This is a genomic window from Corynebacterium testudinoris (assembly GCF_001021045.1).
Taxonomy (GTDB): Bacteria; Actinomycetota; Actinomycetes; order Mycobacteriales; family Mycobacteriaceae; genus Corynebacterium; species Corynebacterium testudinoris.
In genome coordinates, this window is record NZ_CP011545.1 from 1,432,235 (window position 1) to 1,457,455 (window position 25,221).

The window sequence follows — 25,221 nt, forward strand, 5'->3', positions numbered from 1 at the left end:
CTGCTTGGTATGGTCGACTCGCTCATCACCCCGCGCAAGCCATTTGTGCTGCTGAGCACCCGTCCCGAGGACGAGGCAGCCGCAGCAGAATTCGTCAGTTTCCGCAGCAAAATGGGGCTAGCTAGCGACGGCATCATCCAAATCCGCCTGGAAGAACGCCCCCTCGGCAGGCTCGACCTCCGCGACTACTCAGGCATCATCCTGGGCGGCAGCCCCTTCAACTCCTCAGACCAGCACAAGTCCGACCTTCAGCGTCGCGTCGAATCCGACATCGCCCTCATGCTCGATGAGGTCCTCGATCGAGACTTTCCCCTCTTCGGCGCCTGCTACGGAGTCGGGTCCATCGGTACTGCCATCGGAGCCACCATCGACGACACCTACGGCGAAAAGCCCAAGGTCGTCGACATCACCCTCGTCAAAGAAGACCGGCTCCTCGAAGGTCTGCCCCAGCGGTTCGCCTCCATCGTCGGACACAAAGAAGCCATCACGCTACTCCCGGAGGTTGCCGATCTCCTTGCCACCGGCGCCGACTGCCCCACCCAAATGTTCCGCGTGCAAGACAACATCTACGCCACCCAGTTCCACCCCGAATTGGCCCCCGACGCCTTCGAACAACGCCTCCGTATCTACGCCAACGCCGGATACTATGAGCCTCAAGAACTCCAGGACATCCTCGACACCACCCGCGGCGTCAACCTCACCATCGACGACCGGATCCTCCTGAACTTCGCCCGCCGCTACGCCCGCTAAACTGTGAACCCACAGTAAGGGGCCACCACTAACAGCTTCATATGCCCACCATTGGCCTGAAATACGCGTAGGGCAATGAAAACCCGGTCGGCATAAATTTGAATGGGCGCGACCTCCTGGCGGAAAAACTTTTGAGAAAGTCGGCTCTCCCTCTTGCGGGGTTCGCTGGTCTGTTCTAACATTGTGGTTAGAACACGCAAGCGACACCACAAGGGGGGTGAGCACCCGTGACCACCACCAACACCTACCACTCACCCATAGAAGCAGCACTCCAACGCTATCTAGACCGTCTGAAGTACTACTACACCGTCAGCTCACCCCACGACCCCATAGCCCGCCGGGGAACACAACTACGACGAGACGACCACCACCTCTGGCAATCCATCCTCCCCGATAGCAACGACGACATCGACCTCGTCCTTGCTCGACTACGCCGGTCATTAGGCCGCGGCGATGGCTACCTCATGTCCGCAATTAGCGCCCACCAACGACTGCAGGAACTCCCCGCCCTCAAAGACATCCAGGAACACTACTACCACCTCGATCTCCCCCGCCTAAAAGCCATCGACAGTGTCCTATGCAAAGCAGACACCACCATCGACAAACACCTCGACCTCATCGACACCGAACTCGCAGAATTCCTCACCCCCACCCGAACCAACCAAGCCCTCCCCACCGTAGGAGCAATCAAAAAACGCCTCAACGCGATCATCATCATGCTCGACGAATCCATCTCCGCCGACGATCCTGCCCCAGCCCCAGCCGATAGCCTCTCCATCACCTTCACCGACGGTAGAGGGATGATCAGAGCTGATGTTGATGACCTCACCGCCCACGAGATTGACCAACGAGTCCGCAACTACGCCACCACCCACGGGATCAGTCAGGCCCAAGCACTAGTAGCACTGATCAAAGGAGACGGCACTACCACCGTCACGATCAATCTCTACCAAGCCTGTGATATCCCGAACGCTCCTGCGTGGGTCAGCGGACTAGGATACCTGCCCCGCTCTAAAACCCAGCACCTCCTCGACCGGGCGGACAGTCAGGTTGAAATGGATGCGATCGGGACGAAAGTCTCCTCAGCGTATGCCACCCCCGCTGATATCCGCTCCCTCGTAGTTGGATTGGATGGGACCTGTGCGATGGGCGGGTGTGATGCGCCAGCCCATAAAGCACAGATGGATCACCGGATTAATCACGCTGATGGTGGGCCCACCACGGCAGCCAACCTCGCAGCATTATGTGTCAGACATCATGCGATGAAAACGGATCGTCGGGTCTTCTACGTCATGGACCCCATCACGAGGCGGAAGTATTTCATGTTTGCTGATGGCACGTGGACCGAGTCAGAAGGAGACGGCCACTAGCGGCAAGTGAGCGCCGGTGGATGCAGACCGTGTCCCAGCGGATAGCCAAACGTAGGGCGAGGATCAGGTCGCAGTCTCAAGCCCAAAAACGCGAAGAGCTCGACTGGGAAAGACCACCGCCCCCACCAGAACCAGAACCTGAACCACCACCATTCTAGCCACCCGGAGTGAGGACCAGACTCGATCATGCGTCGGATCAAGTCGATCGCTAGAGCACTATGCCGTGAAGAGCTAAGCTAGCTCGACGATTTCCATGTTGGCCGTCGGATGATGAGGTATCTCGGGCTGCTATTTTCGGGGCGGTCGAGGCGTGCGGGATTTTTGAGGGATCGGGCGACGGGGATAGGCCTCTCAGGTCAGTGTGAACTGGGGTTTTTCTGCAAATCCTTACGCTAGCTCGACGATTTCCATGTATTCATCCGACCAGAGGTCCTCATCACCATCGGGAAGGACGATGACGCGTTCCGGTTCCAGGGCCTTGACGGCCCCGGGGTCGTGGGTGACCAGGACGACGGCGCCGGTGTAGGTGCGCAGGGCATCGAGGACCTGTTCGCGGGACTGGGGATCCAGGTTGTTGGTGGGCTCGTCGAGAAGCAAAACATTGGACCGGGAGGACACCAAGGCAGCCAAGGCGAGGCGCGTCTTTTCACCACCGGAGAGGGTGCCGGCCGGCTGGTCGAGCTGGGGGCCGGAGAACATGAAGGCGCCGAGCAGACCTCGCAGGTCCTGCTCACCTGCCTCGGGGCAGGCGTCGATAGTGTTTTGCCAGACGGATTTCTCTGGATCGATCGTGTCGTGTTCCTGGGCGAAGTAGCCGATCTTGAGGCCGTGCCCGGAGACGATGCCGCCCTCGCCGTCGGTCCTTTCCACCCCGGCCAGGAGCTTGAGCAGGGTCGTTTTTCCGGCGCCGTTGAAGCCAAGGACGACGACGCGCGAGCCCTTATCGATGGCCAAGTCGACGCCCGCAAAGACTTCGAGAGAGCCGTACATTTTGGTCAGGCCCTTGGCGAAGAGCGGGGTTTTGCCGCAGGGAGCGGGCTCCGGGAAGGAGATGTGGGCGACGCGATCGGCGACGCGGACGTCGTCAAGCGAATCGACCATGCGCTCGGCGCGGGCGAGCATCTGCTTAGCGGCGGCAGCCTTTGTGGCTTTGGCGCCAAGCTTGGCGGCCTGCTTATGTAGTGCCGATGCCTTCTTCTCTGCATTGGCGCGTTCGCGGCGGCGACGTGCTTCGTCGAGCGCGCGAGCGTCCTTGTACTTGGAAAAGCCCATGTTGTAGACATCGGCTTCGGCACGGACGGCGTCGAGGAACCAGATCTTGTTGCAGACGGCGTCGAGAAGCTCAACATCGTGGGAGATCATGATGAGGCCACCCTCGTGCTTGGACAGGAATCCGCGCAGCCAGGTGATGGAATCGGCGTCGAGGTGGTTGGTGGGCTCGTCAAGAAGCAAGGTGGTCTGTGACTTACCCGAACCGTTGGTCGCGGCGAAAAGGATCTGGGCGAGCTCCACACGACGGCGCTGGCCGCCGGACAAGGTCTTGAGCGGCTGGTCAAGGATGCGCTCGGGGAGCCCCAGGTTCACGCAGATCTGTGCAGCCTCGGAGTCCGCCTCGTAGCCGCCGAGCGTGTGGTACTGCTCCTCGAGGCGAGAATATTTGCGGATCGCGGCATCACGCTTGCGGTCATCCGTCGTCGTCTCCATGACTTCTTGCTGGCGTTCCATGGAGCTGCGGATCTGGTCGAGCCCACGGGCTGAGAGCACTCGGTCACGAGCGGTCTGGTCGATGTTGCCCTCGCGGGAATCCTGCGGAAGATAGCCAATCGACCCGGAAGAAACGACGGTGCCACCGTACGGCTGGGTCTCCCCCGCCAAGATGCGCATCGACGTCGTCTTGCCCGCACCATTGCGCCCGACGAGACCAATACGGTCGCCGGGCTGGACCCGCAGGTGCTGTCCGGGGGCGGTCAGCAGGGTACGGGCGCCAACGCGCACTTCAAGGTCATTAGTGACAATCACAAGGAACCACTCTAACAACCCGGTCAAACTGGCCCATGCCCCGTTGGCATTTTCCAACGGGAGTGTCAGGTCGGCGTTCTAGAATCGGATTACACCGCAAAACCGAGTGCGCGGAGTTGCTCGCGGCCGTCCTCGGTGATCATGTGGGCGCCCCACGGCGGCATCCATACCCAGTTCAGTTCAAGCTTATCGACGATCCCGTTGCCCACCACTGCGGACTGCGTCTGGTCCTCGATAACATCGGTCAACGGGCAAGCTGGGGAGGTCAGGGTCATGTTGACTACTGCTGTCTTCTCCTCGCCTTCCTCTTCGATCCAGATGTCATAGACCAGGCCGAGGTCGACGACGTTGATGCCCAGCTCTGGGTCGATGACGTCGCGCATGTACTCCTCGACGTCGAAGGTGAGCGCTTCCTGCTCGGGGGTTTGCTCTGGGCGCTCACGGGCGCCATCGAAGTTCGAGGCGGAATTGGTGTTATCTTCGGACATTTCTTAACCCCTTTCATTGAGGGCGTCAGCGGTGGCGGCCTGGAAGGCTTTCCAACCCAACAAGGCACATTTCACGCGGGCTGGGTACTTGGCGACCCCGGAGAAGGCAATGCCGTCGCCGATGATCTCCTCGTCGCCGGTGTCAGTGCCGCGGGAGGTGATCATCTTTTCAAACTCGGCGAGCTTTGCCATCGCCTCATCGATCGGAAGGCCGATGACCTCTTCGGCCATGACCGAGGTGGAGGCCTGGGAAATCGAGCAGCCCTGAGCGTGGTAGGAGACGTCTTCGACGTTCGTCCCATCCTCAGAGAGGTGAACCCTCAGGGTCAGCTCGTCGCCGCAGGAGGGGTTGACGTGGTGAACCTCGGCCTCATATGGCTCACGCAGGCCGGCGTGTTGCGGGTTTTTGTAGTGGTCCAGGATCACCTCCTGGTACATCGATTCCAAGTTCATTTAGCTCACTCCGAAGAAGTCTCGAGCATGGTTGATGGCGTCCACGAGGGCGTCGATCTCTTCACGCGTGTTGTACAGGTAGAAGCTGGCGCGGGCGGTGGATTGCGCCGAGAGAGCGCGGTGAGCTGGCCACGCGCAGTGATGCCCGACGCGGATGCACACCCCTTGGTCATCGAGTACCTGGCCGAGGTCGTGGGGGTGGATGCCCTCCACGTCGAAGGACACTGCCCCACCGCGATTCTCGGTGGTCAGGGGGCCAGCGATCCTCAGTCCGGGAACCGTCTTAAGACGTTCCAAGGCGTAGGCGGTGAGCTCCTGTTCGTGGGCGTGAATGTTGTCCATTCCCACCTCGGTGAGGAAGTCAACTGCTTCGCCCAGGGCGACGACCTGGCTGGTCATCTGGGTTCCGGCCTCGAATCGCTGGGGGGCGGGGGCGTAGGTGGAGTGATCCATGTGGACGACCTCGATCATCGAGCCGCCGGTGAGGAAAGGCGGCAGTTCGTCGAGGAGCGGAGCCTTGGCGTAAACGACTCCTACGCCGGTCGGCCCACACATCTTGTGCCCAGAGAAGGCCGCGAAGTCAACGTCGAGGGCGTGGAAATCCACGGGCATGTGCGGAACCGACTGGCAGGCATCAAGCACGGTGAGCGCGCCGACGGCTTTGGCCCGACGGACGATCTCGGCGACATCGGCCACCGCACCGGTGACGTTTGACTGATGGGTAAACGCCACCACCTTGACGGTGTCGTCGAGCTCGAGGGAATCGAGGTCGATCCGACCATCATCGGTCATTGAGTACCACTTGAGGGTGGCGCCGGTCCGGCGGCACAACTCTTGCCAGGGCACCAGGTTGGCATGATGCTCCAACTCGGTGACCACGACGGTGTCGTCGGCGGTGATCCGCCATTGACCCGCACGGTCGTCGCCAAGCACATAGGACACGAGGTTGAGGCCCTCGGTCGCGTTTTTCACAAACGCAATCTCGTGGCCATCCGCGCCGACGAAGGCTGCGATCTTCTCGCGGGCCGACTCGTAGGCGTCCGTCGCCTCTTCCGCTAGCTGGTAGGCGCCACGGTGAACCGGAGCGTTGGTGTGCATGACGAAGTGCTCTTCGGCCTTCCACACCCTCTCCGGGCGTTGCGACGTCGCACCGGAGTCCAGGTAGACCAGCGGACGTCCATCGCGGACCGTCCGCTGCAGGATGGGAAACTGCGAACGCAGCTTCTCGACGTCGAGGTGGTTGCTCATTGCAGGAACTGGTCGTAGCCGCCGGCCTCAAGCTTGTCGGCGAACTCGGACCCACCGGTTGCAACAATCTTGCCGTCAGCGAAAACGTGCACGAAGTCGGGCTGAACATAGTTAAGAATGCGCTTGTAGTGCGTGATCATGAGGATGCCGCCGTTGGTCTCCTCCTGGTAGCGGTTGATGCCATCGGAGACGATGCGCAGGGCATCAACGTCGAGACCGGAGTCCGTCTCATCCATGATGGCGAACTTGGGCTTGAGCAGGTCCAGCTGCAGCACCTCGTGGCGCTTCTTCTCACCACCGGAGAAACCCTCGTTGACGGAGCGCTCGCCGAAGGACTTGTCAATGTGAAGGAAGTCGCGGGCGGTGTTGAGCTCCTTGACCCATTCACGCAGCTTGGGGGCCTCGCCGCGAACAGCCGACACGGCGGTGCGCATGAAGTTGGAGGAAGACACGCCCGGGATTTCCGTCGGGTACTGCATGGCCAGGAACAGGCCAGCACGGGCACGCTCGTCGACCTCGAGGTCGAGGATGTTCACGCCATCGAGCAGTACCTCGCCCTCGGTGATTTCATAGCGCGGGTGACCAGCAATGGTGTAGGCCAGGGTGGACTTGCCGGAGCCGTTGGGGCCCATGACAGCGTGGGTCTCGCCCGAGTTGATGGTCAGGTTGACACCCTTGAGGATGGGCTTCGGCTCGGAGGAATCATCCGAGGGCAGCACCTGGGCGTGAAGGTTTTTGATTTCCAGAGTGGACATCGTGGCAGTCTCTTTCAGTTCTACGTGTGTCAAATGTGTCTTAGGCGTGGACGGACTCAAGCTCAGAGGCGACGCGCGCTTCGAGATCTTCGCGGATCGACTCAACCGGAATGCGGTTGATGACCTCGGAGAAGAAGCCTCGGATGATGAGGCGGCGGGCCTGGGACTCGGGGATGCCACGAGCCATGAGGTAGAAAACCTGATCATCGTCGAAGCGTCCGACGGTGGCGGCGTGTCCGGCGCCGGCGATCTCGCCGGTTTCAATCTCCAGGTTCGGGATCGCGTCGGCCCGCGCACCCTCGGTCAGCAACAGGTTGCGGTTGACCTCGTAGGTGTCAGTGCCTTGGGCGTCGGCGCGGATGAGCACGTCACCGACCCAGCAGGTGCGGGCTTCGGGCTTGTCGGAGGTCGGATCGGCCTGCAGGGCGCCCTTGTACATGACGTTGGAACGGCAATTCGGGACCGAGTGATCCACGAGGAGGCGGTTCTCAAAGTACTGGCCGTCGTCGGCGAAGTAGACTCCCAGCATCTCTGCATCGGCGCCGGGGGCAGTGAACTTGACCCGGGGCACGATGCGGACGATCTCGCCGCCGAAGGTGGCGACGTTGTGGCGCAGCACGGCATCCCGACCAAGCTCGGCGATCTGCCCGGACAGGTGCACGGCGTCGTTGTCCCAATCGGCATCGACGATGACTGTGAGGTTGGCGTTGTCACCCACGATCATTTCAATGTTGTCCGCGTGAGTGCCGGAGCCACGGTAGTTGAGAGAAACGGTGGCCTGGGCCCCGGCCTCAACCTCAATGACGGTGGCGCCGAAAGAGGTCACTCCCTCGCCGCGACCAGTGATGGTGATGGAGACAGGCTCAGTGGTGACGGAATCCTTCGGAAAGCCGACGTACTGGGCAGAGGCCATGGACGTCCACGCCTGCGCGGCCACGCGATCGACGGGCGCGCCAGCGCGCCCGAGGCGCGCATCGCCCGGAGTGAGCGTCTCGACGGTGACGCCCGCAGGGGCGTCGACACGCACGTCCTGCTCTACCGACTCGGCGAAGGTGCCGTTGTGGAGGCCACGGATGCGTCGCAAAGCAATAAACCGCCACACCTCGTCGCGACCGCCCGGGATGGGGAAATCATCGACGTTAAACGAGGTGAACAAATCACCCTTGTTGTTGTGCGGGGTCGCGTTGCGGACCGCTTCAGTCTCGATTGTGCTTGCTTGCATCGGTCTAACCCACCGACCCTTCCATCTGCAGTTCGATCAGTCGGTTGAGCTCCAGGGCGTACTCCATCGGCAGCTCCTTGGCGATGGGCTCAACGAATCCACGCACGATCATCGCCATGGCTTCCTCTTGCGCGATGCCGCGAGACATCAGGTAAAACAGCTGCTCATCGGAGACGCGGGACACCGTCGCCTCGTGCCCGAGGGTCACGTGGTCATTGCGGATGTCGTTATAGGGGTACGTATCCGAGCGGGAAATGTTGTCCACCAGCAAGGCATCGCATTCGATGTTCGACGTCGAGTGGTGAGCATTGGCATTGATCTGCACCAGGCCACGGTAAGCGGAACGGCCGCCACCACGGGCCACCGACTTCGACACCACGTTGGAGGAGGTGTACGGAGCCATATGCGTCATCTTGGCACCGGTGTCCTGGAACTGACCTTCACCGGCAAAAGCGACGGACAGGACCTCGCCCTTGGCGTAGGGGCCGGTCATCCAGACGGCCGGGTACTTCATGGTGACCTTGGAACCGATGTTGCCGTCGACCCATTCCATGGTCGCGCCCTCTTCAGCCTTGGCGCGCTTGGTCACCAGGTTGTAGACGTTGTTCGACCAGTTCTGGATCGTGGTGTAGCGGCAACGGCCACCCTTTTTCACCACAATTTCCACGACCGCGGAGTGCAGCGAATCGGACTTGTAAATCGGGGCGGTACAACCCTCGACGTAGTGCACGTAGGCATCCTCGTCGACGATGATGAGCGTGCGCTCAAACTGGCCCATGTTCTCCGTGTTAATACGGAAGTATGCCTGCAGCGGAATGTCCACGTGGACACCCTTGGGCACGTAAATAAAGGAGCCACCCGACCACACGGCGGTGTTTAGGGCGGAGAACTTGTTGTCACCGGCCGGGATGACGGTGCCGAAGTACTCCTGGAACAGCTCCGGCTGCTCCTTGAGAGCGGAATCGGTGTCGAGGAAGATAACGCCCTTTTCCTCCAGGTCCTCGCGGATCTGGTGGTAAACGACCTCCGACTCGTACTGCGCGGCGACACCAGCGACGAGGCGCTGCTTCTCCGCCTCCGGGATGCCCAACCGGTCATAGGTGTTCTTAATGTCCTCGGGCAGATCCTCCCAGGACTGAGCCTGTCCTTCGGTGGACCGGACGAAGTACTTAATCGTGTCAAAGTTAATATCCGACAGATCTGCACCCCAGGTGGGCATCGGCTTGCGATCAAAAATGCTCAAAGCCTTGAGGCGCTGATCAAGCATCCACTGCGGCTCGTCCTTCTTAGAGGAGATGTCGCGGACAACGTCTTCATTCAGGCCACGGCGGGCGGAAGCGCCAGCCGCGTCAGAATCGTGCCAGCCGTAGTTGTACGGACCGATCGACTCGATGATCTGATCATCATTCATCGGGGTATCGACTCCGGGGTTTTGTGTTGCCTGGGTCATGATCCGCTCCTTTCTTCTGGGGTGAGAATGTCGGGGGTGTGTTGCACGGGTGTTAAGGGGATGTTCGTTGTACAAATACCGTGCCCACCAGCGACGGTAGCCAAGGGTTGGACGTGAACGCCTACCAAATGAGAAATTGTCTCATGCTCCGCCTCGCAGAGTTCCGGGTGGTCCGCTGCAACGCTTGCCACCGGACAATGGTGGTGGCAAATCTGGATACCGGGACCAGCCTGCCGCACGGTGGCGGCGTAGCCGTGGCGATCAAAAGCCTCGGCCAGTTCCTCCACTGTGCGCTCGACCGATTCGGGCGTATCGCCGGCGGGAGTGACTCCCTCGACGATGCGCTCGATCCGGCGACGAGCAAAGTCTCTGACTGCTTCTTCTCCACCGGTGGCCCGCAGGGTCTCGATGGCATCGGCAGCCAATTGATCGTAGGAATGCCCGAATTGGAGATGTCCTCGGTCGGTGAGCCGGAAGGCCTTGGCCGGCCGGCCTCTCGTCGCGGAGCGACCGCTCCGCCGGGTATCGATCTCGATGAAGCCATCTGCTTCCAAAATATCGAGGTGGCGACGAATTCCCGCCGCGGACATGTTCAGGCGGTTCGCAAGGTCGGAGGCAGTGATGGGCGCATGTTTCAACAACGTATGCGTGATCTGGCGGCGGGTGTCGCCGTCCTCGATCTCAGCCATCGCAGTCACCTTCATGCTTCATTGTCTTCTTCGTCTGACATAAACGGGCTAGTTACCCAGTCCCGCATGTATTCGACAACACAAGTGTTCCTTAATTCATTCCCCTTGTCCAACTTGGGCCCAATAGGCGCCTACCTCGTGGTCTTCTTAGGTATGACTAAGTTGGCGTGGCGCTTAAGGGCCGTCGTCGATGCCTACTCAGAATGTCTCGCCGGGCCGCTAGGATGATCCCTGTGGAACGCAGACGCCCGGCCATTTTTGACGATCTTGCCTCGAATCTCCCCCGCTTAGGTACCGCGGGTTCCCGTTCGGCGACCCTGCACCTCGATGCCGCGCCGACCCCATCTGGTGGTCGGCTCAGCGTTCGCGAAATCTCGCGCTTCCAGGTCCTGCGCATCGTCGGCACGGCCGGAACGTTGCTCATCGGCATGGGCGCGCTCGGGGCGGGCGCACTGCCGGTGGTGGATAATCCTTATTCCTCCTTCCCCGGTGGCTTTCTTCTGTCGCGGTTGTTGCAAACCTCATCGGTGATGGTCATGGTCGGCGTTGGCCTGTTGGTCCTCGCCTGGCTGCTCATGGCGCCGTTCGTCGGCGTATCCCGCAGCACGGGCCGCCAACCCACGGTGACCATGTCCGCGCTCAAGCGCACCTTCGCCGCTTGGGTCCTCCCACTGCTGTTTACCGCTCCCCTCTTTACCCAAGACATTTACTCGTATTTGGCGCAAGGGTCGATCGTTGCCCGGGGCATGGATCCCTATTCGGCGGGCCCGGTGGACTTGCTCGGGCCCGAGGATCCCCTCGCCCGTTCGGTGCCCTTCATTTGGTCGCATTCGCCCTCACCCTATGGGCCGGTTGCGCTGTGGATTTCCTCCGCCATCAGTCAGGTGACGTCGGATTCCATCATCCTGGGGGTCTTTTCCCATCGCCTTCTCTCGCTCATCGGCCTCGTCGCCGCCGGCTGGGCGATCAGCCGCCTGGCCACGCGCTGCGGGGTGAGCCCTGTCGCCGCGGTGTGGCTGGGCGTGCTCAATCCGCTAACGATTCTTCACCTCATCGGCGGCATTCATAATGAGGCCCTGCTGCTCAGCCTCATGCTCGTCGGCCTGCACGTGGGCCTGCGCGGCGTGGACATGCTTGATGGGCGCAACGGCGAAAAGGTGAATCGAGGAAAGGCCGCTGCGTTTATCGCTGCGTCCGCCGCCCTCATCGCGTGCGCCGGCATGGTGAAGGTGACGGGCTTCCTCGCCTTGGGTTTCGTCGGCATGAACCTGGCACGCTATTTCCTGCGTGCCGGGCGCAATCCGGTGGCTGCGGTCGTGGTGGCCGGGGCCATCCAGGTCGCCCTTCTCTTATCGACGATCGCGGTGGTCACCCTCTCCACCGGCATCGGCCTGGGGTGGGTCACCGGGCAAGGCGGAGCCGCCACCATCCGCAGTTGGATGTCGCTTTCGACCACCATCGGGGTCACCTCGAGCTTCTTCGGCATGCTGCTGGGCCTCGGGGACCATTCCGCGATGGTGATCCGGGTCTCCCAAGCCATTGGCATCGTGGTCGCCGCCAGCTTCCTCATCCGGCTGCTTTTCGCTACCTTCCGGGGAACGATCCATCCCGTCGGCGGCCTCGGGGTGGCCACCTTCGTGCTCGTCATTCTCTTCCCCGTCGTTCACCCCTGGTACATGCTGTGGGCTATCTTGCCGCTGGCCGCATGGGCAAACCGCTCCTTCTTCCGCTTCGCTGTCATGGCCTATTCCGCCACCTTTAGCGTCTTCGTTCTCCCCCGTGGGTTGTCGCTTCCTCCCATGACGGTGTTGAGCATCTATGTGGGTGCTGTGCTGGTGTTCGCGGCTGTTGTTGCGGCCGGGTGGTGGCTGTTGAGGCGCCGCGGAGTGCTTGGCATACACTGATACACCGTGTCTGCAACTTTTGATGGATCTTCGGCGAAGGAGACGGCTCCGGTGGCCTTAGAGCTCAGGGACGTGGTCAAAACTTTTGGCTCCACCACCGCAGTCCAGGGGCTGTCGTTTAACGCTCGCCGCGGGGAGGTTCTCGCGCTGTTGGGACCCAATGGTGCCGGCAAGACCACGACCATCGAAATGTGCGAAGGCTTCACCTCTCCCACGTCCGGCGAAATCAGGGTGTTAGGCATTGATCCGACCCGCCACCCGGACGAGGTCCGCCAGCGCATCGGCATCATGTTGCAAGGCGGTGGCTCCTATTCGGGCATCCGCGTCGCCGAGATGTTGCGCCTGGCCGCGGCCTACAACGAGAACCCGCACGATCCGGAGTGGCTCATCGAGATCCTAGGCCTGGGCGGGGTTCGCACCACCACCTACCGGCGGCTCTCCGGCGGACAGCAACAACGCCTCTCGCTGGCACTGGCGCTCATCGGTCGGCCCGAGTTGGTATTCCTCGACGAGCCCACCGCTGGGTTGGACACCCAGTCCCGCCTCGCCGTGTGGGAGCTCATTGGCGCCTTGCGGGCCGATGGGGTGACCGTCATCTTGACCACACACCTCATGGATGAGGCCGAATCGTTGGCTGATCACATCGTCATCATTGACCGCGGCTGCATTGTCGCCGAGGGTTCCCCCGCTGAGCTCACCGCCGGCGCCGGGGCGACGCGCATGAAATTTGAGACCGATCGCCCCTTCGATGTCACCGCCGTTGGCGGCTTGACTATCGACGCCGTCCGTCCCCTCAACTACCGCGTCCTCGGCGTCCCCACCCCGGAGATGCTGTCCGTGGTGGCCGCCGAAGCGGCCAAGCAGAACGTGCTTATTCGCCGTCTCGACGTCGATCATCGCAACCTAGAGGAAGTCTTCCTCGACATCACCGGCCGAAGCCTGAGGAGCTGACATGTCTGACACCACCAATGCCTCCCGCTTTGCTCCTGGGACCTTCGTGCCTGCCCCCAGGCGGGCGTCGACAAGCGCAATGATCAAGGCGCAGGGACGGATGGAAACCATCCTGTTCCTGCGCCACGGCGAACAACAGCTGCTCAGCATCATCATTCCCCTCGGCATGCTCATCATCGCGGGCAGCATCCCCCTGCTGGGCGAGGACACCGGCGTGTCCGAGATTCTGCCGATGATGCTCGCCATCGCGACAACCAGCTCCGGTTTCACCGGGCAGGCCATTGCGCTGGCTTTTGACCGTCGCTACGGGGCGCTCAAACGAACGGGGGCGTCGGGTGTCTCGGCCAGCATCATCATCGCTGGCAAAGTGATTGCTGTCGCGGTCATGGCCGTGCTCCAGACCGTCCTGCTCGCCGGCACCGCCTTCGTGCTCGGCTGGCGCACCGACCTCACCGGGGCGCTGCTCGGTCTCGTGGTGCTTTTTGCCGGAGTCGCCGCCTTCACGTCGCTCGGCCTGCTCATGGGTGGCACCTTCGGCTCCGAGCTCGTCCTCGCGCTGGCCAACCTCATCTGGGTGATCCTCGTCGGCATTGTCGGTTGGGTCCTTTATTCCCAGGGGTTGCACGACGCAGGCTGGTACACCCTCATTCCCTCCGTGGCGCTTGCTTCGGGCCTCACCCTTGCTTTCGATGGCGCTTTCCCCTGGCGCGAGATCCTCGTCCTCGTTGGCTGGGCCGCGGCTGCGTCGGCTGTCGCCGTCAAATGGTTCCGCTTCTCCGCCTAGTTCATACGTGGGATACGCCACGTCCGACAGGCCCGCAGAATTAGCCCCCCAGCTGCGCGAACAGGTAGGGTGGACGCCGTGACTCAGATAGCTTCGACCCCCGTTATCAAAGAACCAATGGTCCCTTCGCTCAAGCTCCAGCGAATCCTGGCCATGATTTTGCTCGTATCGCAGGGGGCGATCACTGTCACCGGTTCGATCGTCCGCGTGACTGGTTCTGGCTTGGGCTGTAATACGTGGCCCAACTGCCACGAGGGTTCTCTCGTCCCCGTCCAAGGTGCTGCACCGGCGCTGCACCAGGCGATCGAGTTCGGTAACCGCCTGCTTACTTTCGTCCTCGCGGCGATCGCCATCGCGGTGTTCGTGGCGGTGCTCCGGGCGAAGCGGCGCCGCGAGATCATCGTCTACTCCGTGATCTCCGGGTTGGGCATCGTCCTCCAAGCTGTCATCGGCGGAATTTCCGTCCACCTGGAGCTCAAGTGGTGGGCGGTGGCCATTCACTTCCTGCCGTCGATGGTGTTGGTGTGGATTGCCGCCCTGTTGTACATGCGACTAGCCGAGCCCGATGACGCCGCGCCCGTCCGCTTGTTCTCCCCGATCATCCGGGTCTTCACCGTTGTCTCCGCGGTGTGCCTCAGCCTTGTCCTCGTCACCGGCACGATGGTGACGGGCGCGGGCGTCCACTCCGGTGATGCCGGGGCGGGCATGGAAGGCCGCCTCGACGTCGACATTGAGCTCATGGCCTACATCCACGCTGCGTCGATGTACGTCTATCTCGCGGCGACGTTGATCATCGTGTGGCTGCTGTATTCCGGCAAAGCATCGGTGGCCGCCAAGCGCACCGCGTGGGTACTTGTCGCGATGATCATGGTCCAATGGGCCATCGGCATCATTCAATTCAACCTGGGCATCCCGCGCTGGACCATCCCGGCTCACATCGCGATGTCCTCCGTTGTGGTCGCTTTCTCCGCGTTCCTCTACGCCCACGGCCGACGCCGAATCGGCTCTGAGCCGGAAAACGCACCCGTTTCTCTCTAGAGGTCGCTAGCCTGGATGCCATGAAGGCAATCCAGATAACCCAGACCGGCGGACCAGAGGTCCTACACCTGCGCGACATCGATGCACCCGTCCCCTCCGAGGACGAGGTGCTTGTCGACGTCCAGGTGGCAGGCGTCAACTACATCGACACGTACTACCGGGAAGGCGTCTACCACGCCGCACTCCCCTTCGTCCCCGGCTTGGAGGGCACCGGCCGGGTGGCCTACGACCCCCGCGGCGAGATCGCCGAAGGCACCGTCGTGGCGTGGTGTGACGCCTTTGGGTCCTACGCCGAGCAGGTGTGCGTGCCACGTGATCGCCTCGTCGCGGTGCCCGAAGGCGTGAGCCCCGACGTCGCCGCCTCCATGCTCCTCCAGGGCATTACCGCCCAGTACCTCACCAACGGCGTCTACGACCTCAAGGAGGGCGACTCCTGCCTCATCACCGCGGGTGCCGGCGGCGTCGGCCTGCTAGTCACCCAAATGGCGGCCGCCAAGGGAGCGCGCGTGTTCTCCGTCGTCTCCTCTGATGAGAAAGAGAAGCTGGCGCTGGAAGCAGGAGCGACCGAGGTCTTCCGCTACTCCGACAACCTCGCCGAGGTGGTTCGCCGCCGCAATGATGGAGTTGGCGTGGATGTGGTCTACGACGGCGTCGGCAAGGACACCTTCCTCGAGTCGCTCGAAGCTGTCCGCCCCCGCGGAACCGTGTGCCTGTTCGGCGCCGCCTCAGGTCTGGTAGAACCCTTCGATCCGCAGCTGCTAAACACCCACGGCTCCATCTTCCTCACTCGCCCCTCCATCGGTGCGTGGACTGCCGGTGAGGGAGAGTTCCGGATGCGGGCCCAGGCGGTCACCCAGGCCGTGGTGGACGGCACCCTGAAGTTCCGCGTGTCCAGCTCCTACCCGCTGGCCGAGGCAGCCCAAGCCCACCGGGATCTCCACGCCCGCAAGACCACCGGATCAATCGTGCTCCAGGTGCAGGACTAACGCGCAGGGATTAGAAGAAGGTGGTGGTCCAGCCGAGCATCTCGCCGATGGTTTGCCACCCCAGGACGGCGTCGATGGAGAGGGCGACAAAGACGAGCGCGAGGTAGTTGTTCGAGAGGATGAACAACTTGAGCGGCTTAACGTTGGCGCCCTTGACCACGCCGTTGTGCAGGACGTGCGCCATGACGAGGAAGTAGGCGCCGCCGGCGAGGGCACCAATGAGGTAGATCCAGGAAGCCGCCGGAACCAGCAGCAACGTGGTAATCACGGTGGCCCACGTGTACCACACGATTTGGCGGGTGACCTCGACGGGCTCGCGCACGACCGGGAGCATGGGCACCCCGGCCTTTTGGTAATCATCCTTGTACTTCATGGCCAGCGCCCACGTATGCGGCGGAGTCCAGAAGAAAATGATCATGAAGAGGACAATCGCCTGCCACCACTGATGGGGGACGCCGTCCGGCAGGTTATCGGTGATCACGGCCCAGCCAACGAGGACGGGCATGCACCCTGCCGCCCCACCCCAGATGACGTTTTGCCAGGTCCGGCGCTTGAGCCACTTGGTGTAAACGAAGACGTAGAACCAGTTGGTGAGCACGATAAACAGCGCAGCCAACCAGGAGTTACACAGCAGACCAAGCCACAACACCGAGGTTATGAGCAGCGCCCAGGCGAAGATCGACGCCTCACGGTTGGAAACTTTCTTCCGCACCAAGGGACGAGCACGCGTGCGCCCCATCTTCTGATCGATGTCTGAATCTTCGACCATATTGAAGGTATTGGCGGCCGCCGCACCCATCCAGCCACCGACGACGGTGAGGAGGATGAGCAGGATATTATTCTCGCCGCGCTCGGCCTGCAGCATCGCCGGAATCGTAGCAACGAGGAGTAGTTCAATGACCCTCGGCTTCGTCAGCGCAATGTAGGCCTTGATTGTCTCCAAGTGAGATTCCTCCAACAACATGGTTTTCGACGACTTTTCGACGACTCTTCTCTGGCACGGACTCGTCCTCCAGACTTGTCGTACCTGAGACTCGAAAAGTTCCCGCCGACGCTACCTTAGGCAGGCTCGGCGAGAGGTTCGGGGCGCGTGCGCCCCTGTCATACTAACGGTTGATCGATCGCGGGCGAGAATCAGGGCGCTCATAGCTTCGAGCCACCTGGCATTGCGGACATCTGATCACATGGAAGTGTCGATGAGCACTAAAGTAGACGGTGAACTACACCTCCGACGGTGCTGCCGGGTGGCTAAACCGCTCCCGACCACGGCCGGGACCGTTTCTCCGACAGTCACGTTGGCGGTGTCTTCTGACCCAATATCTACTGAAGTGAGGACTCCCCCGTGACCCTGTCACCCGAACTGCAGGCTCTGACCGAGCGCCGTTACCCCGCCGATTGGGCCGAGATCGACACCCGAGCGGTCGACACCGTCCGCGTCCTGGCGGCTGATGCAGTCCAGAACGTGGGATCCGGTCACCCGGGCACCGCGATGTCTCTCGCTCCCCTGGCGTACACGCTCTACCAGCGCGTGATCAACCACGACCCCAATGACACCGAGTGGGTCGGCCGCGATCGCTTCGTCCTGTCGTGTGGGCACACCTCCCTCACCCAGTACATCCAGCTGTACCTGGGCGGCTTCGGGCTCGAGCTCGATGACATCAAGGCCCTTCGCTCCTGGGGTTCGCTGACCCCGGGCCACCCCGAGGTCCACCACACCCGCGGCGTCGAGATCACCACCGGCCCGCTGGGCCAGGGCCTGGCATCGGCCGTCGGCATGGCAATGGCCTCGCGCCGCGAGCGCGGCCTCTTCGACCCGGAAACCCCGGCCGGTGAGTCCCCCTTCGACCACTTCGTCTACGTCATCGCCTCCGACGGTGACCTGCAGGAGGGCGTGACCTCTGAGGCCTGCTCGCTCGCCGGCACCCAGGAACTGGGCAACCTCATCGTCTTCTGGGATGACAACCGCATTTCCATCGAGGACGACACCCAGATTGCGTTCACCGAAGACGTGGTGGCTCGCTACCAGGCTTACGGTTGGCAGACCATCGAGATCGAGGGTGGCGAGAACGTGGCCGCCATCGAATCCGCCGTCGTCGCCGCCAAGGCAGACACCTCGCGCCCGACTTTCATCCGTCTGCGCACCATCATCGGCTACCCGGCTCCGAACCTGCAGAACACCGGCGCCTCCCACGGTGCCGCGCTGGGTGACGCCGAAGTGGCCGCAACAAAGGAGATCCTGGGCTTCGATCCGGCTAAGAACTTCGACGTGTCCGACGAGGTGATTTCTCACACCCGCCAGCTGGCGAAGCGTGGAGCCGAGAAGCATGCTGCGTGGCAGAAGAAGTTCGACGCCTGGGCAGCGGCCCACCCGGAGAACAAGGAACTGTTTGACCGCCTCACCGCCCGCGAACTGCCGGCCGGCTTCCACGAGTCCCTGCCCACCTGGGATGCGGACGCCAAGGGTGTGGCCACCCGCAAGGCCTCCGAGGCCGCACTGCAGGCCCTCGGCGCCGTCATGCCGGAACTCTGGGGTGGTTCTGCTGACCTCGCCGGCTCGAACAACACCGTGATCAAGGGCTCCCCCTCGTTCGGCCCGAAGAAGATTTCCACCGACACCTGGTCTGCGGAGCCCTATGGCCGCAACCTGCACTTTGGTATCCGCGAGCACGCCATGGGAGCCATCCTCAACGGCATCTCCCTCCACGGCCCCACCCGCCCCTACGGCGGCACCTTCCTCATCTTCTCTGACTACATGCGCCCGGCGGTTCGCCTGGGTTCGTTGATGAAGTGTGACGCTTACTATGTGTGGACCCACGACTCTATTGGTTTGGGCGAAGACGGCCCCACCCACCAGCCGGTGGAGACGCTGGCCGCCCTTCGTGCGATCCCGGGCCTGTCCGTCATCCGCCCGGCCGACGCCAACGAGACCGCTCAGGCATGGGCGGCCGCGCTGGAGTACCGCGAGTCCCCGAAGGGCCTGGCGTTGACCCGTCAGAACGTGCCCGTGTTGGAAGGCACGAAGGAGAAGGCCGCTGAGGGTGTGCGCCGTGGCGCATACGTTCTCGTCGAGGGCTCCAAGGAGACCCCGGACGTCATTCTGCTGGGTACCGGCTCTGAGGTGCAGCTGGCTGTTGAGGCGGCTGCCGCCTTGGAGTCGGAGGGCATTGCCGCTCGCGTCGTGTCCGTGCCGTGTATGGAGTGGTTCGCCGAGCAGGACGCCGAGTACATCGAGTCTGTCCTCCCGGCTGCCGTCCCGGCCCGAGTCTCTGTTGAAGCTGGCATTGCCCAGCCGTGGTACCGCTGGACCGGAACGCATGGCCGCAACGTCTCGCTCGAGCACTTCGGTGCTTCCGCCGCCTACGAAACGCTCTTCGAGGAGTTCGGCATCACCGCCGCAGCCGTCGCCGCTGCCGCCAAGGAATCCCTCGCCGCTTCCAAGTAACTCGTCCCCTGCACCTTCAGTAAAGGATTGACACATGACTTATATTGACGAGCTAGCCTCGCTGGGTACGTCCACCTGGCTGGATGACCTCTCTCGCGATCGCATCACCTCCGGGAACCTCGAGGAGGTCATTGAGACCAAGTCGGTTGTGGGAGTGACCACGAACCCCGCCATTTTCGCCGCCGCCATGAGCAAGGGCAACGCCTACGACGCGCAGATCGCGGAGCTCAAGGCCGCCGGGGCCGCTGTCGACGAGGCTGTCTACGCCATGTCGATTGATGATGTCCGGGATGCCTGCGACGTTTTCCTCCCCATTTTTGAAAAGTCCGGGGGCCGCGACGGTCGCGTATCCATCGAGGTGGATCCGCGCATCTCTGATGACCGTGACGCCACCATCGCCCAGGCAACGGAGCTGTGGAAGAAGGTGGACCGCCCCAACGTGATGATCAAGATCCCGGCTACGGACGGCTCCCTTCCCGCTATCACCGACGCCCTGGCCGCTGGCATTTCCGTCAACGTGACCTTGATCTTCTCGGTGGCCCGATACCGCCAGGTCATCATCGCTTACCGCGAGGGCATTCAGCGCGCTGCCGAGAATGGCCACGCCGTGTCCGACATCTTCTCCGTTGCGTCCTTCTTCGTGTCCCGGCTGGATTCCGAGGTCGACTCTCGCCTCGAGGCCATCGGCACCGACGAGGCTCTGGCGTTGCGCGGCAAGGCTGGCGTTGCCAATGCTCAGCGTGCTTACGCGGTGTTCCAGGAACTCGGCCGTGAGGGCCTGCCGCTGGGTGCTAATGTGCAACGTCCACTGTGGGCCTCGACCGGGGTGAAGAACCCGGAGTACCCGGCAACCCTCTATGTGACTGAGCTGGCCGGACCCGACACCGTCAACACCATGCCGGAAGCAACTATCGACGCTGTTCTCGAACTCGGCGGCCTCCACGGCGACACCCTTGACGGTGCCGCCGACGAGGCGCTGACGGTGTTCGAGCAGTTGTCGGCCGTGGGCATCGACATGGAGGACGTGTTCGCAGTGCTGGAGCAGGAGGGCGTCGATAAGTTTGTGTCGGCGTGGCAGGAACTGCTCGACTCCATGGAAACCCAACTGCAGTAATTTCACGAAAGGACGATGCTTCATGGCCTCGACCGATACTGAGCAGTGGGTCAACCCGCTGCGCGATGTCCACGACAAGCGGCTCCCGCGGATCGCCGGGCCCTCCGGCATGGTGATCTTCGGCGTGACCGGTGACCTGGCACGCAAGAAGCTGCTTCCGGCAGTGTACGACCTTGCCAATCGTGGACTTTTGCCCGCCGGCTTCACGCTGGTGGGATTCGGTCGACGCCAGTGGAGCAAAGCCGACTTCGAGGCTTATGTCCGGGAGGCCGTCGAGGCCGGGGCGCGCACCAAGTTCCGCGAGCACGTGTGGGAACGCCTGGCGGAAGGCGCCCACTTCGTGGAGGGCAACTTCGACGATGCTGGTTTTGATCAGCTGGCCGCCACGTTGCGGGACATGGACCGCACGCGCGGCACCTCCGGAAACTGGGCGTTTTACCTATCCGTACCGCCGGACTACTTCTCTACGGTGTGCCACCAGCTCGAGCGTTCCGGGCTCGCGGAGGCAACGGCCGAATCCTGGCGCCGGGTGATCATTGAGAAGCCCTTCGGCCACGATGAGGCGAGTGCCCGCGAGCTGAACCAGGTGGTGAACGCGGTTTTCCCGGAGGAATCCGTCTTCCGCATCGACCACTACCTGGGCAAGGAAACCGTCCAGAACATTTTGGCGCTGCGCTTTGCCAACCAGCTCTTCGATCCGCTGTGGAACTCCCACTACGTTGACCACGTCCAGATCACCATGGCCGAAGACATCGGACTGGGTGGTCGCGCCGGATATTACGACGGAATCGGCGCCGCCCGCGACGTCATCCAGAACCACTTGATCCAGCTTCTCGCGCTCGTCGCGATGGAGGAGCCCGTCACCTTCGACCCGACGGAGCTCCAGGCGGAAAAGGTCAAGGTCCTGCGGGCCACCTCGCCGGTGTATCCGCTGAGCAAAACCACCGCCCGCGGTCAGTATGCCTCCGGCTGGCAGGGATCCGAGCAGGTCATCGGCCTGCGCGAGGAGGAAGGCTTCGACGTCAATTCGACGACCGAGACCTATGCCGCCTGCACCCTCCAGATCAACTCTCGGCGTTGGGCGGGGGTTCCCTTCTTCCTGCGCACCGGCAAGCGGTTGGGACGTCGCGTCACGGAGATCGCCGTCGTGTTCAAGGAGGCCCCGCACCAGCCGTTCTCTGAGCGACAGACCGCCTCACTCGGGCGCAACGCCGTGGTCATTCGCATCCAGCCGGACGAGGGCGTGCTCATGCGCTTCGGTTCCAAGGTGCCGGGGTCCGCCATGGAAGTCCGTGACGTCAACATGGATTTCTCCTACGCGGAAGCCTTCACCGAGGAATCCCCCGAGGCTTACGAGCGCCTCATCCTCGATGCCCTGCTCGATGAGTCCAGCCTCTTCCCCACCAATGAGGAGGTCGAACTATCTTGGGCAATTCTGGATCCGATCCTCGAATACTGGGCGTCCCAAGGCCAGCCTGAGCAGTACCGGTCCGGCACGTGGGGTCCTGCCAGCGCCGACCGCATGCTTGAGCGCACTGGCCGCACCTGGCGTCGCCCCTAACCTCATCGCTGATACAAGCGCAGATAGAAGTCGGAAAGGCCCCCATGATCATCACCCTGCCGGATACCACGACCCGGAAGATCGCCGCCAGCCTCCTGGACGCGCGGGAGAACAACTCGCAGACGACTGGCCGAGTGCTGACCCTCATCGTCGTCGCCGCGATGGACGACGATGTCGATCACATCATCTCCGTCACCCGCGATGCGTCCCACGAGCATCCCGCGCGTGTCATCGTGTTGCTCACCGGTGTCACGGAGGGTGAGCCGCACCTCAACGCCGAGGTCCGCGTCGGGGGGCACGCGGGCGCGTCGGAGATGGTCATCATGCAGATCACCGGCGAACTCACCCAGCACCTGGAGTCGGTGGTCACTCCCCTGCTGCTCCCGGATACCCCGGTGGTGACGTGGTGGCCGACCGCCGCCCCGGAGGATCCGTCGGAGCATCCCTTGGGTCAGCTCGCTCAGCGCCGCATCACCAACTCGGCGCATTGCGCGACGGTGGGCATCCTCGAGCGTCTTCGCGCGACCTATGCGCCGGGCGATTCGGACATGGTGTGGTCGGCGATCACCAGTTGGCGCGGCATCGTCGCTTCCTCCCTCGACCGCTATCCCCATGAAGACGTTGAGGCGGTCACCCTAACCGGCCCGCCTGACACCCCGGCGGTCGACATCGCAGCTGGCTGGCTCGCCGATCGACTCGGAGTGCCCATCATTCGGGAGATCACCGAGCCGCTTATCGACGCCCGCCTGTTCCCCATCCAAACACTTCGCTTCGACCGGGCCTCCGGCCCGCTCACTGTCGACGTCCTCGACCATCGCACCGTCCGCGTCGCCATGCCTGACAGCCCAGAATCGCTGGTGTCCATGGTCGTCCGTTCGGATGCCGATTGCCTCGCCGAGGAACTGCGCCACCTCGATCCCGATCTCACCTACGCCAATGCCCTCCGGGGGCTCACCCGCGTGAACTACGTCATTTAAGGATTCACTTCATGGTCACCGTTCGCCGCGTCCACGACCTCGACGCCCTCATTTCCGCTGCCTCTGACGACTTCGTCTCCGTTGTCAATGAGGCCATCGCGTCGCGCGGGGTTGCCCGCGTTATCCTCACGGGTGGTGGGGCTGGCATCGGCCTGCTGCGCCGCGTGCGCACGCTGTCGGATGAGCTCGATTGGTCTCGCATTCACGTCTTCTTCGGCGACGAACGCAACGTGGAGCTGACCCACGAGGAATCCAACGAGCGGCAGGCCCGCGAGGCTCTCCTGGACCACGTGGGCATCCCTGCCGAGAACATCCACGGCTATGGGCTCGACGGCTCGGCCATGGAACCGGCAGTCGCTGCCTACACGGAGGTGCTCTCTACCTTCGCGCCGGAGGGCTTCGACCTTCACCTCCTCGGCATGGGCCACGAGGGCCACATCAACTCTCTCTTTCCACACTCCCGGGCCGTTTCGGAGGAGGAGAAACTAGTGGTGGCTGTCGATGACTCCCCCAAGGCTCCCGCCGAGCGAGTCACCCTCACGCTACCCGCCGTCGCCTCCGCTGACCGCGTCTGGCTGCTTGTCTCTGGCGCTGAGAAGGCCGAAGCCGCCAGCCATGTCATCGCGGGTTCGCCCACGGTGGACTGGCCTGCCGCGGGTGCGCACGGTCGCCTGGAGACCGTCCTGTACCTGACAGATGACGCCGCAGAGGTGTAGGCGGCCGCCGACGGGCACGTTGGACCTTTGGAAGTACCTTTTCCTACCCCCAAAAGTAGTGGTCTGTCAGGGCAGTTTTCTTACCTTAATGCGGCCTGAGTAAGTATGCAGTAGCCGTCATAACGGCAGCTCACGGACGGGCAGATTCGGGGTCCGCGGCAGTGTATTTTCAACAGAATTTCAATACAAACCATTTCATTGCCTCCACCGCACAGCTAGGGGTTTCATCCCTAGGACACCAGGGGTGTACACACACATTGAGCGGACTTAGGCTGGGCTTTACAACCTTTTAGATACCGTTTCTACAAGGTTTCCACCATTCCGTGGCACCCCGCCGCGGTCGAGAGGAGAACATATGACCGACTACGCAGTAGCAATTGTCCTGCCCGACAATGCTTCGACTTACCAGTTCTACTCAACGATGAAGAACTCCTACGACCAGCTCGGAGTCTCCGCATCTGCCATCGTCGAGCGCGATGACCAGGGCGCTGTCCGAGTCACCGAAGGCGATGACACCGTCACTGGCGAAGGCATCGTCGGCGGTTCCCTCCTCGGCCTGTTGGTCGGCGTTCTCGGCGGCCCACTCGGCATGCTCCTCGGAGCCTCAGTGGGTGCTGCTGGTGGCGCTGTCTTTGATGCCGCCCGCGTGGACACTGCGGACGATGCCATCACCGAGTTCGCTGGCCTCGTGCCCGCTGGCCGTAACGCCATCATCGCTGAGACTGTGGAAAGCAGCACTGTCGCCCTCGACGCAGTGGTGAAGGACGCCGGCGGTACCATCGTTCGCCGCCCGATCGCGGAGATCGTCGCTGAGATTGAGGCACAGCAGCAGGCTGTCGCTGACGCTGCCGATGCTGCTCGTGACGCCTTGCGTGAACAGCGCAAGCAAGAGCGCCACGAGAAGATTGAGGAGCGCATTGACGCCCTGAAGGCACGGTTCAGCCGCAATAAGTAGTCCCGGCTGACTGGACGAAAAAGTACCTGCTTCCCCATCTGGGAAGCAGGTACTTTTTTACTTGGTCGGACTATTAGCCAGCGTAGGCCTGCATGAGGTTGAGTGCGACGATGCAGGCAATCCACATGACGGCCATGAGGATGGTGTAACGATCGAGGTTCTTTTCCACGATCGTCGAACCGGACAGGTTCGACTGCACGCCTCCACCGAACAGGCTCGACAGGCCGCCACCCTTACCCTTGTGCAGCAAAACAAACACCGTCATGAGCGTGGCTGACAGCACGAGGATGATCTGAAGAGCGAGGAGCATGCGGATCCTTTAACAATTGAGGGGGTGAAACTTCCGATC

General features: G+C 62.4%; 22 protein-coding genes and 1 pseudogene. 13 read left to right on the forward strand and 10 right to left on the reverse strand.

Annotated elements, in window-relative coordinates; all coding sequences use genetic code 11:
- Positions 1-9 precede the first annotated feature (9 nt).
- Both CTEST_RS06900 and CTEST_RS06905 read left to right on the forward strand, forming a co-directional pair.
- Positions 10-750 (forward strand): glutamine amidotransferase, encoded by a 741-nt coding sequence (locus CTEST_RS06900; protein WP_047253114.1) that lies wholly within the window; start codon positions 10-12, stop codon positions 748-750.
- A gap of 227 nt (positions 751-977) precedes the next feature.
- Entirely contained in the window at positions 978-2,120 is a 1,143-nt protein-coding gene (locus CTEST_RS06905) for an HNH endonuclease signature motif containing protein (protein WP_052844322.1), read from the forward strand.
- A 387-nt stretch (positions 2,121-2,507) separates the two neighbouring features.
- On the opposite strand, the gene CTEST_RS06910 is transcribed toward CTEST_RS06905, so the two are convergent.
- The 8 genes from CTEST_RS06910 to CTEST_RS06945 form a co-directional block, all read right to left on the reverse strand.
- Positions 2,508-4,139: an ABC-F family ATP-binding cassette domain-containing protein gene (locus CTEST_RS06910; RefSeq protein WP_047253115.1), complete on the reverse strand. Its 1,632-nt coding sequence runs from the start codon at positions 4,137-4,139 to the stop codon at positions 2,508-2,510.
- Between the two features lie 89 nt (positions 4,140-4,228).
- Positions 4,229-4,627 (reverse strand): metal-sulfur cluster assembly factor, encoded by a 399-nt coding sequence (locus CTEST_RS06915; RefSeq protein WP_047253116.1) that lies wholly within the window; start codon positions 4,625-4,627, stop codon positions 4,229-4,231.
- A 3-nt stretch (positions 4,628-4,630) separates the two neighbouring features.
- Entirely contained in the window at positions 4,631-5,080 is a 450-nt protein-coding gene (gene sufU / locus CTEST_RS06920) for a Fe-S cluster assembly sulfur transfer protein SufU (RefSeq protein WP_047253117.1), read from the reverse strand.
- Positions 5,081-6,328: a cysteine desulfurase gene (locus tag CTEST_RS06925; protein WP_047253118.1), complete on the reverse strand. Its 1,248-nt coding sequence runs from the start codon at positions 6,326-6,328 to the stop codon at positions 5,081-5,083.
- Positions 6,325-7,083: a Fe-S cluster assembly ATPase SufC gene (gene sufC, locus CTEST_RS06930; RefSeq protein ID WP_047253119.1), complete on the reverse strand. Its 759-nt coding sequence runs from the start codon at positions 7,081-7,083 to the stop codon at positions 6,325-6,327. The genes CTEST_RS06925 and sufC overlap by 4 nt, the downstream gene beginning before the upstream one ends.
- Positions 7,084-7,123: 40 nt before the next feature.
- Positions 7,124-8,305 carry a Fe-S cluster assembly protein SufD gene (gene sufD / locus CTEST_RS06935; protein WP_047253120.1) on the reverse strand — a complete coding sequence of 394 codons (1,182 nt, stop codon included), beginning with the start codon at positions 8,303-8,305 and terminating at the stop codon, positions 7,124-7,126.
- 4 nt (positions 8,306-8,309) lie between these two features.
- Positions 8,310-9,755, reverse strand: a complete 1,446-nt coding sequence (sufB, locus tag CTEST_RS06940; RefSeq protein ID WP_047253121.1) for a Fe-S cluster assembly protein SufB — start codon at positions 9,753-9,755, stop codon at positions 8,310-8,312.
- Entirely contained in the window at positions 9,752-10,444 is a 693-nt protein-coding gene (locus CTEST_RS06945) for a helix-turn-helix transcriptional regulator (protein WP_236686054.1), read from the reverse strand. The genes sufB and CTEST_RS06945 overlap by 4 nt, the downstream gene beginning before the upstream one ends.
- 224 nt (positions 10,445-10,668) lie before the next feature.
- Here CTEST_RS06945 and mptB point away from each other — a divergent pair, with 224 nt between their 5' ends.
- The 5 genes from mptB to CTEST_RS06970 all read left to right on the forward strand — a co-directional run bounded on the left by mptB (position 10,669) and on the right by CTEST_RS06970 (position 16,107).
- The gene (gene mptB, locus CTEST_RS06950; RefSeq protein ID WP_047253123.1) at positions 10,669-12,348 is read left to right on the forward strand and encodes a polyprenol phosphomannose-dependent alpha 1,6 mannosyltransferase MptB; all 1,680 of its coding nucleotides are present in this window, start codon (positions 10,669-10,671) and stop codon (positions 12,346-12,348) included.
- A 6-nt stretch (positions 12,349-12,354) separates the two neighbouring features.
- The gene (locus CTEST_RS06955) at positions 12,355-13,299 is read left to right on the forward strand and encodes an ABC transporter ATP-binding protein (RefSeq protein ID WP_083985483.1); all 945 of its coding nucleotides are present in this window, start codon (positions 12,355-12,357) and stop codon (positions 13,297-13,299) included.
- Between the two features lies 1 nt (position 13,300).
- The gene (locus tag CTEST_RS06960; protein ID WP_047253125.1) at positions 13,301-14,083 is read left to right on the forward strand and encodes an ABC transporter permease; all 783 of its coding nucleotides are present in this window, start codon (positions 13,301-13,303) and stop codon (positions 14,081-14,083) included.
- 117 nt (positions 14,084-14,200) lie between these two features.
- A complete protein-coding gene (locus CTEST_RS06965; protein WP_047253126.1) occupies positions 14,201-15,121 on the forward strand; it encodes a COX15/CtaA family protein in 921 nt (306 codons plus the stop codon).
- A 20-nt stretch (positions 15,122-15,141) separates the two neighbouring features.
- Complete coding sequence (locus CTEST_RS06970; RefSeq protein WP_047253127.1) at positions 15,142-16,107, forward strand: quinone oxidoreductase family protein; 966 nt, start codon at positions 15,142-15,144, stop codon at positions 16,105-16,107.
- Between the two features lie 10 nt (positions 16,108-16,117).
- Here the strand turns inward: CTEST_RS06970 and CTEST_RS06975 are convergent.
- Positions 16,118-17,074: pseudogene (locus CTEST_RS06975) on the reverse strand (heme o synthase); the annotation flags it as partial.
- 375 nt (positions 17,075-17,449) lie between these two features.
- Between CTEST_RS06975 and tkt the strand changes: the two are divergent.
- From tkt to CTEST_RS07005, 6 genes are all read left to right on the forward strand, one after another.
- Positions 17,450-19,549: a transketolase gene (gene tkt / locus CTEST_RS06980; protein ID WP_047253128.1), complete on the forward strand. Its 2,100-nt coding sequence runs from the start codon at positions 17,450-17,452 to the stop codon at positions 19,547-19,549.
- A 34-nt stretch (positions 19,550-19,583) separates the two neighbouring features.
- Positions 19,584-20,663: a transaldolase gene (tal, locus tag CTEST_RS06985; RefSeq protein ID WP_047253129.1), complete on the forward strand. Its 1,080-nt coding sequence runs from the start codon at positions 19,584-19,586 to the stop codon at positions 20,661-20,663.
- Positions 20,664-20,685: 22 nt separating this feature from the next.
- Positions 20,686-22,224, forward strand: coding sequence for a glucose-6-phosphate dehydrogenase (gene zwf, locus CTEST_RS06990; protein WP_047253130.1), 1,539 nt, complete (start codon positions 20,686-20,688; stop codon positions 22,222-22,224).
- Between the two features lie 44 nt (positions 22,225-22,268).
- Complete coding sequence (locus CTEST_RS06995) at positions 22,269-23,201, forward strand: glucose-6-phosphate dehydrogenase assembly protein OpcA (RefSeq protein WP_047253131.1); 933 nt, start codon at positions 22,269-22,271, stop codon at positions 23,199-23,201.
- Between the two features lie 11 nt (positions 23,202-23,212).
- Positions 23,213-23,917 carry a 6-phosphogluconolactonase gene (pgl, locus tag CTEST_RS07000; RefSeq protein WP_047253132.1) on the forward strand — a complete coding sequence of 235 codons (705 nt, stop codon included), beginning with the start codon at positions 23,213-23,215 and terminating at the stop codon, positions 23,915-23,917.
- 355 nt (positions 23,918-24,272) lie between these two features.
- Positions 24,273-24,872, forward strand: a complete 600-nt coding sequence (locus CTEST_RS07005; RefSeq protein WP_047253133.1) for a DUF1269 domain-containing protein — start codon at positions 24,273-24,275, stop codon at positions 24,870-24,872.
- Between the two features lie 73 nt (positions 24,873-24,945).
- Here the strand turns inward: CTEST_RS07005 and secG are convergent, their stop codons facing one another.
- Positions 24,946-25,182 (reverse strand): preprotein translocase subunit SecG, encoded by a 237-nt coding sequence (secG, locus tag CTEST_RS07010; protein ID WP_047253134.1) that lies wholly within the window; start codon positions 25,180-25,182, stop codon positions 24,946-24,948.
- Between the last annotated feature and the right edge of the window lie 39 nt (positions 25,183-25,221).

Coding starts and splice junctions, on each gene's coding strand:
- pgl (WP_047253132.1), top strand. CDS start 23,213: ATGGTCACCGTTCGCCGCGTCCACGACCTCGACGCCCTCATTTCCGCT.
- sufD (WP_047253120.1), bottom strand. CDS start 8,305: ATGCAAGCAAGCACAATCGAGACTGAAGCGGTCCGCAACGCGACCCCG.
- zwf (WP_047253130.1), top strand. CDS start 20,686: ATGGCCTCGACCGATACTGAGCAGTGGGTCAACCCGCTGCGCGATGTC.
- sufB (WP_047253121.1), bottom strand. CDS start 9,755: ATGACCCAGGCAACACAAAACCCCGGAGTCGATACCCCGATGAATGAT.
- CTEST_RS06970 (WP_047253127.1), top strand. CDS start 15,142: ATGAAGGCAATCCAGATAACCCAGACCGGCGGACCAGAGGTCCTACAC.
- CTEST_RS06965 (WP_047253126.1), top strand. CDS start 14,201: ATGGTCCCTTCGCTCAAGCTCCAGCGAATCCTGGCCATGATTTTGCTC.
- CTEST_RS06960 (WP_047253125.1), top strand. CDS start 13,301: ATGTCTGACACCACCAATGCCTCCCGCTTTGCTCCTGGGACCTTCGTG.
- CTEST_RS06915 (WP_047253116.1), bottom strand. CDS start 4,627: ATGTCCGAAGATAACACCAATTCCGCCTCGAACTTCGATGGCGCCCGT.
- sufC (WP_047253119.1), bottom strand. CDS start 7,083: ATGTCCACTCTGGAAATCAAAAACCTTCACGCCCAGGTGCTGCCCTCG.
- CTEST_RS06995 (WP_047253131.1), top strand. CDS start 22,269: ATGATCATCACCCTGCCGGATACCACGACCCGGAAGATCGCCGCCAGC.
- CTEST_RS06925 (WP_047253118.1), bottom strand. CDS start 6,328: ATGAGCAACCACCTCGACGTCGAGAAGCTGCGTTCGCAGTTTCCCATC.
- CTEST_RS06900 (WP_047253114.1), top strand. CDS start 10: ATGGTCGACTCGCTCATCACCCCGCGCAAGCCATTTGTGCTGCTGAGC.
- CTEST_RS07005 (WP_047253133.1), top strand. CDS start 24,273: ATGACCGACTACGCAGTAGCAATTGTCCTGCCCGACAATGCTTCGACT.
- CTEST_RS06945 (WP_236686054.1), bottom strand. CDS start 10,444: ATGGCTGAGATCGAGGACGGCGACACCCGCCGCCAGATCACGCATACG.
- sufU (WP_047253117.1), bottom strand. CDS start 5,080: ATGAACTTGGAATCGATGTACCAGGAGGTGATCCTGGACCACTACAAA.
- secG (WP_047253134.1), bottom strand. CDS start 25,182: ATGCTCCTCGCTCTTCAGATCATCCTCGTGCTGTCAGCCACGCTCATG.
- mptB (WP_047253123.1), top strand. CDS start 10,669: ATGATCCCTGTGGAACGCAGACGCCCGGCCATTTTTGACGATCTTGCC.
- tal (WP_047253129.1), top strand. CDS start 19,584: ATGACTTATATTGACGAGCTAGCCTCGCTGGGTACGTCCACCTGGCTG.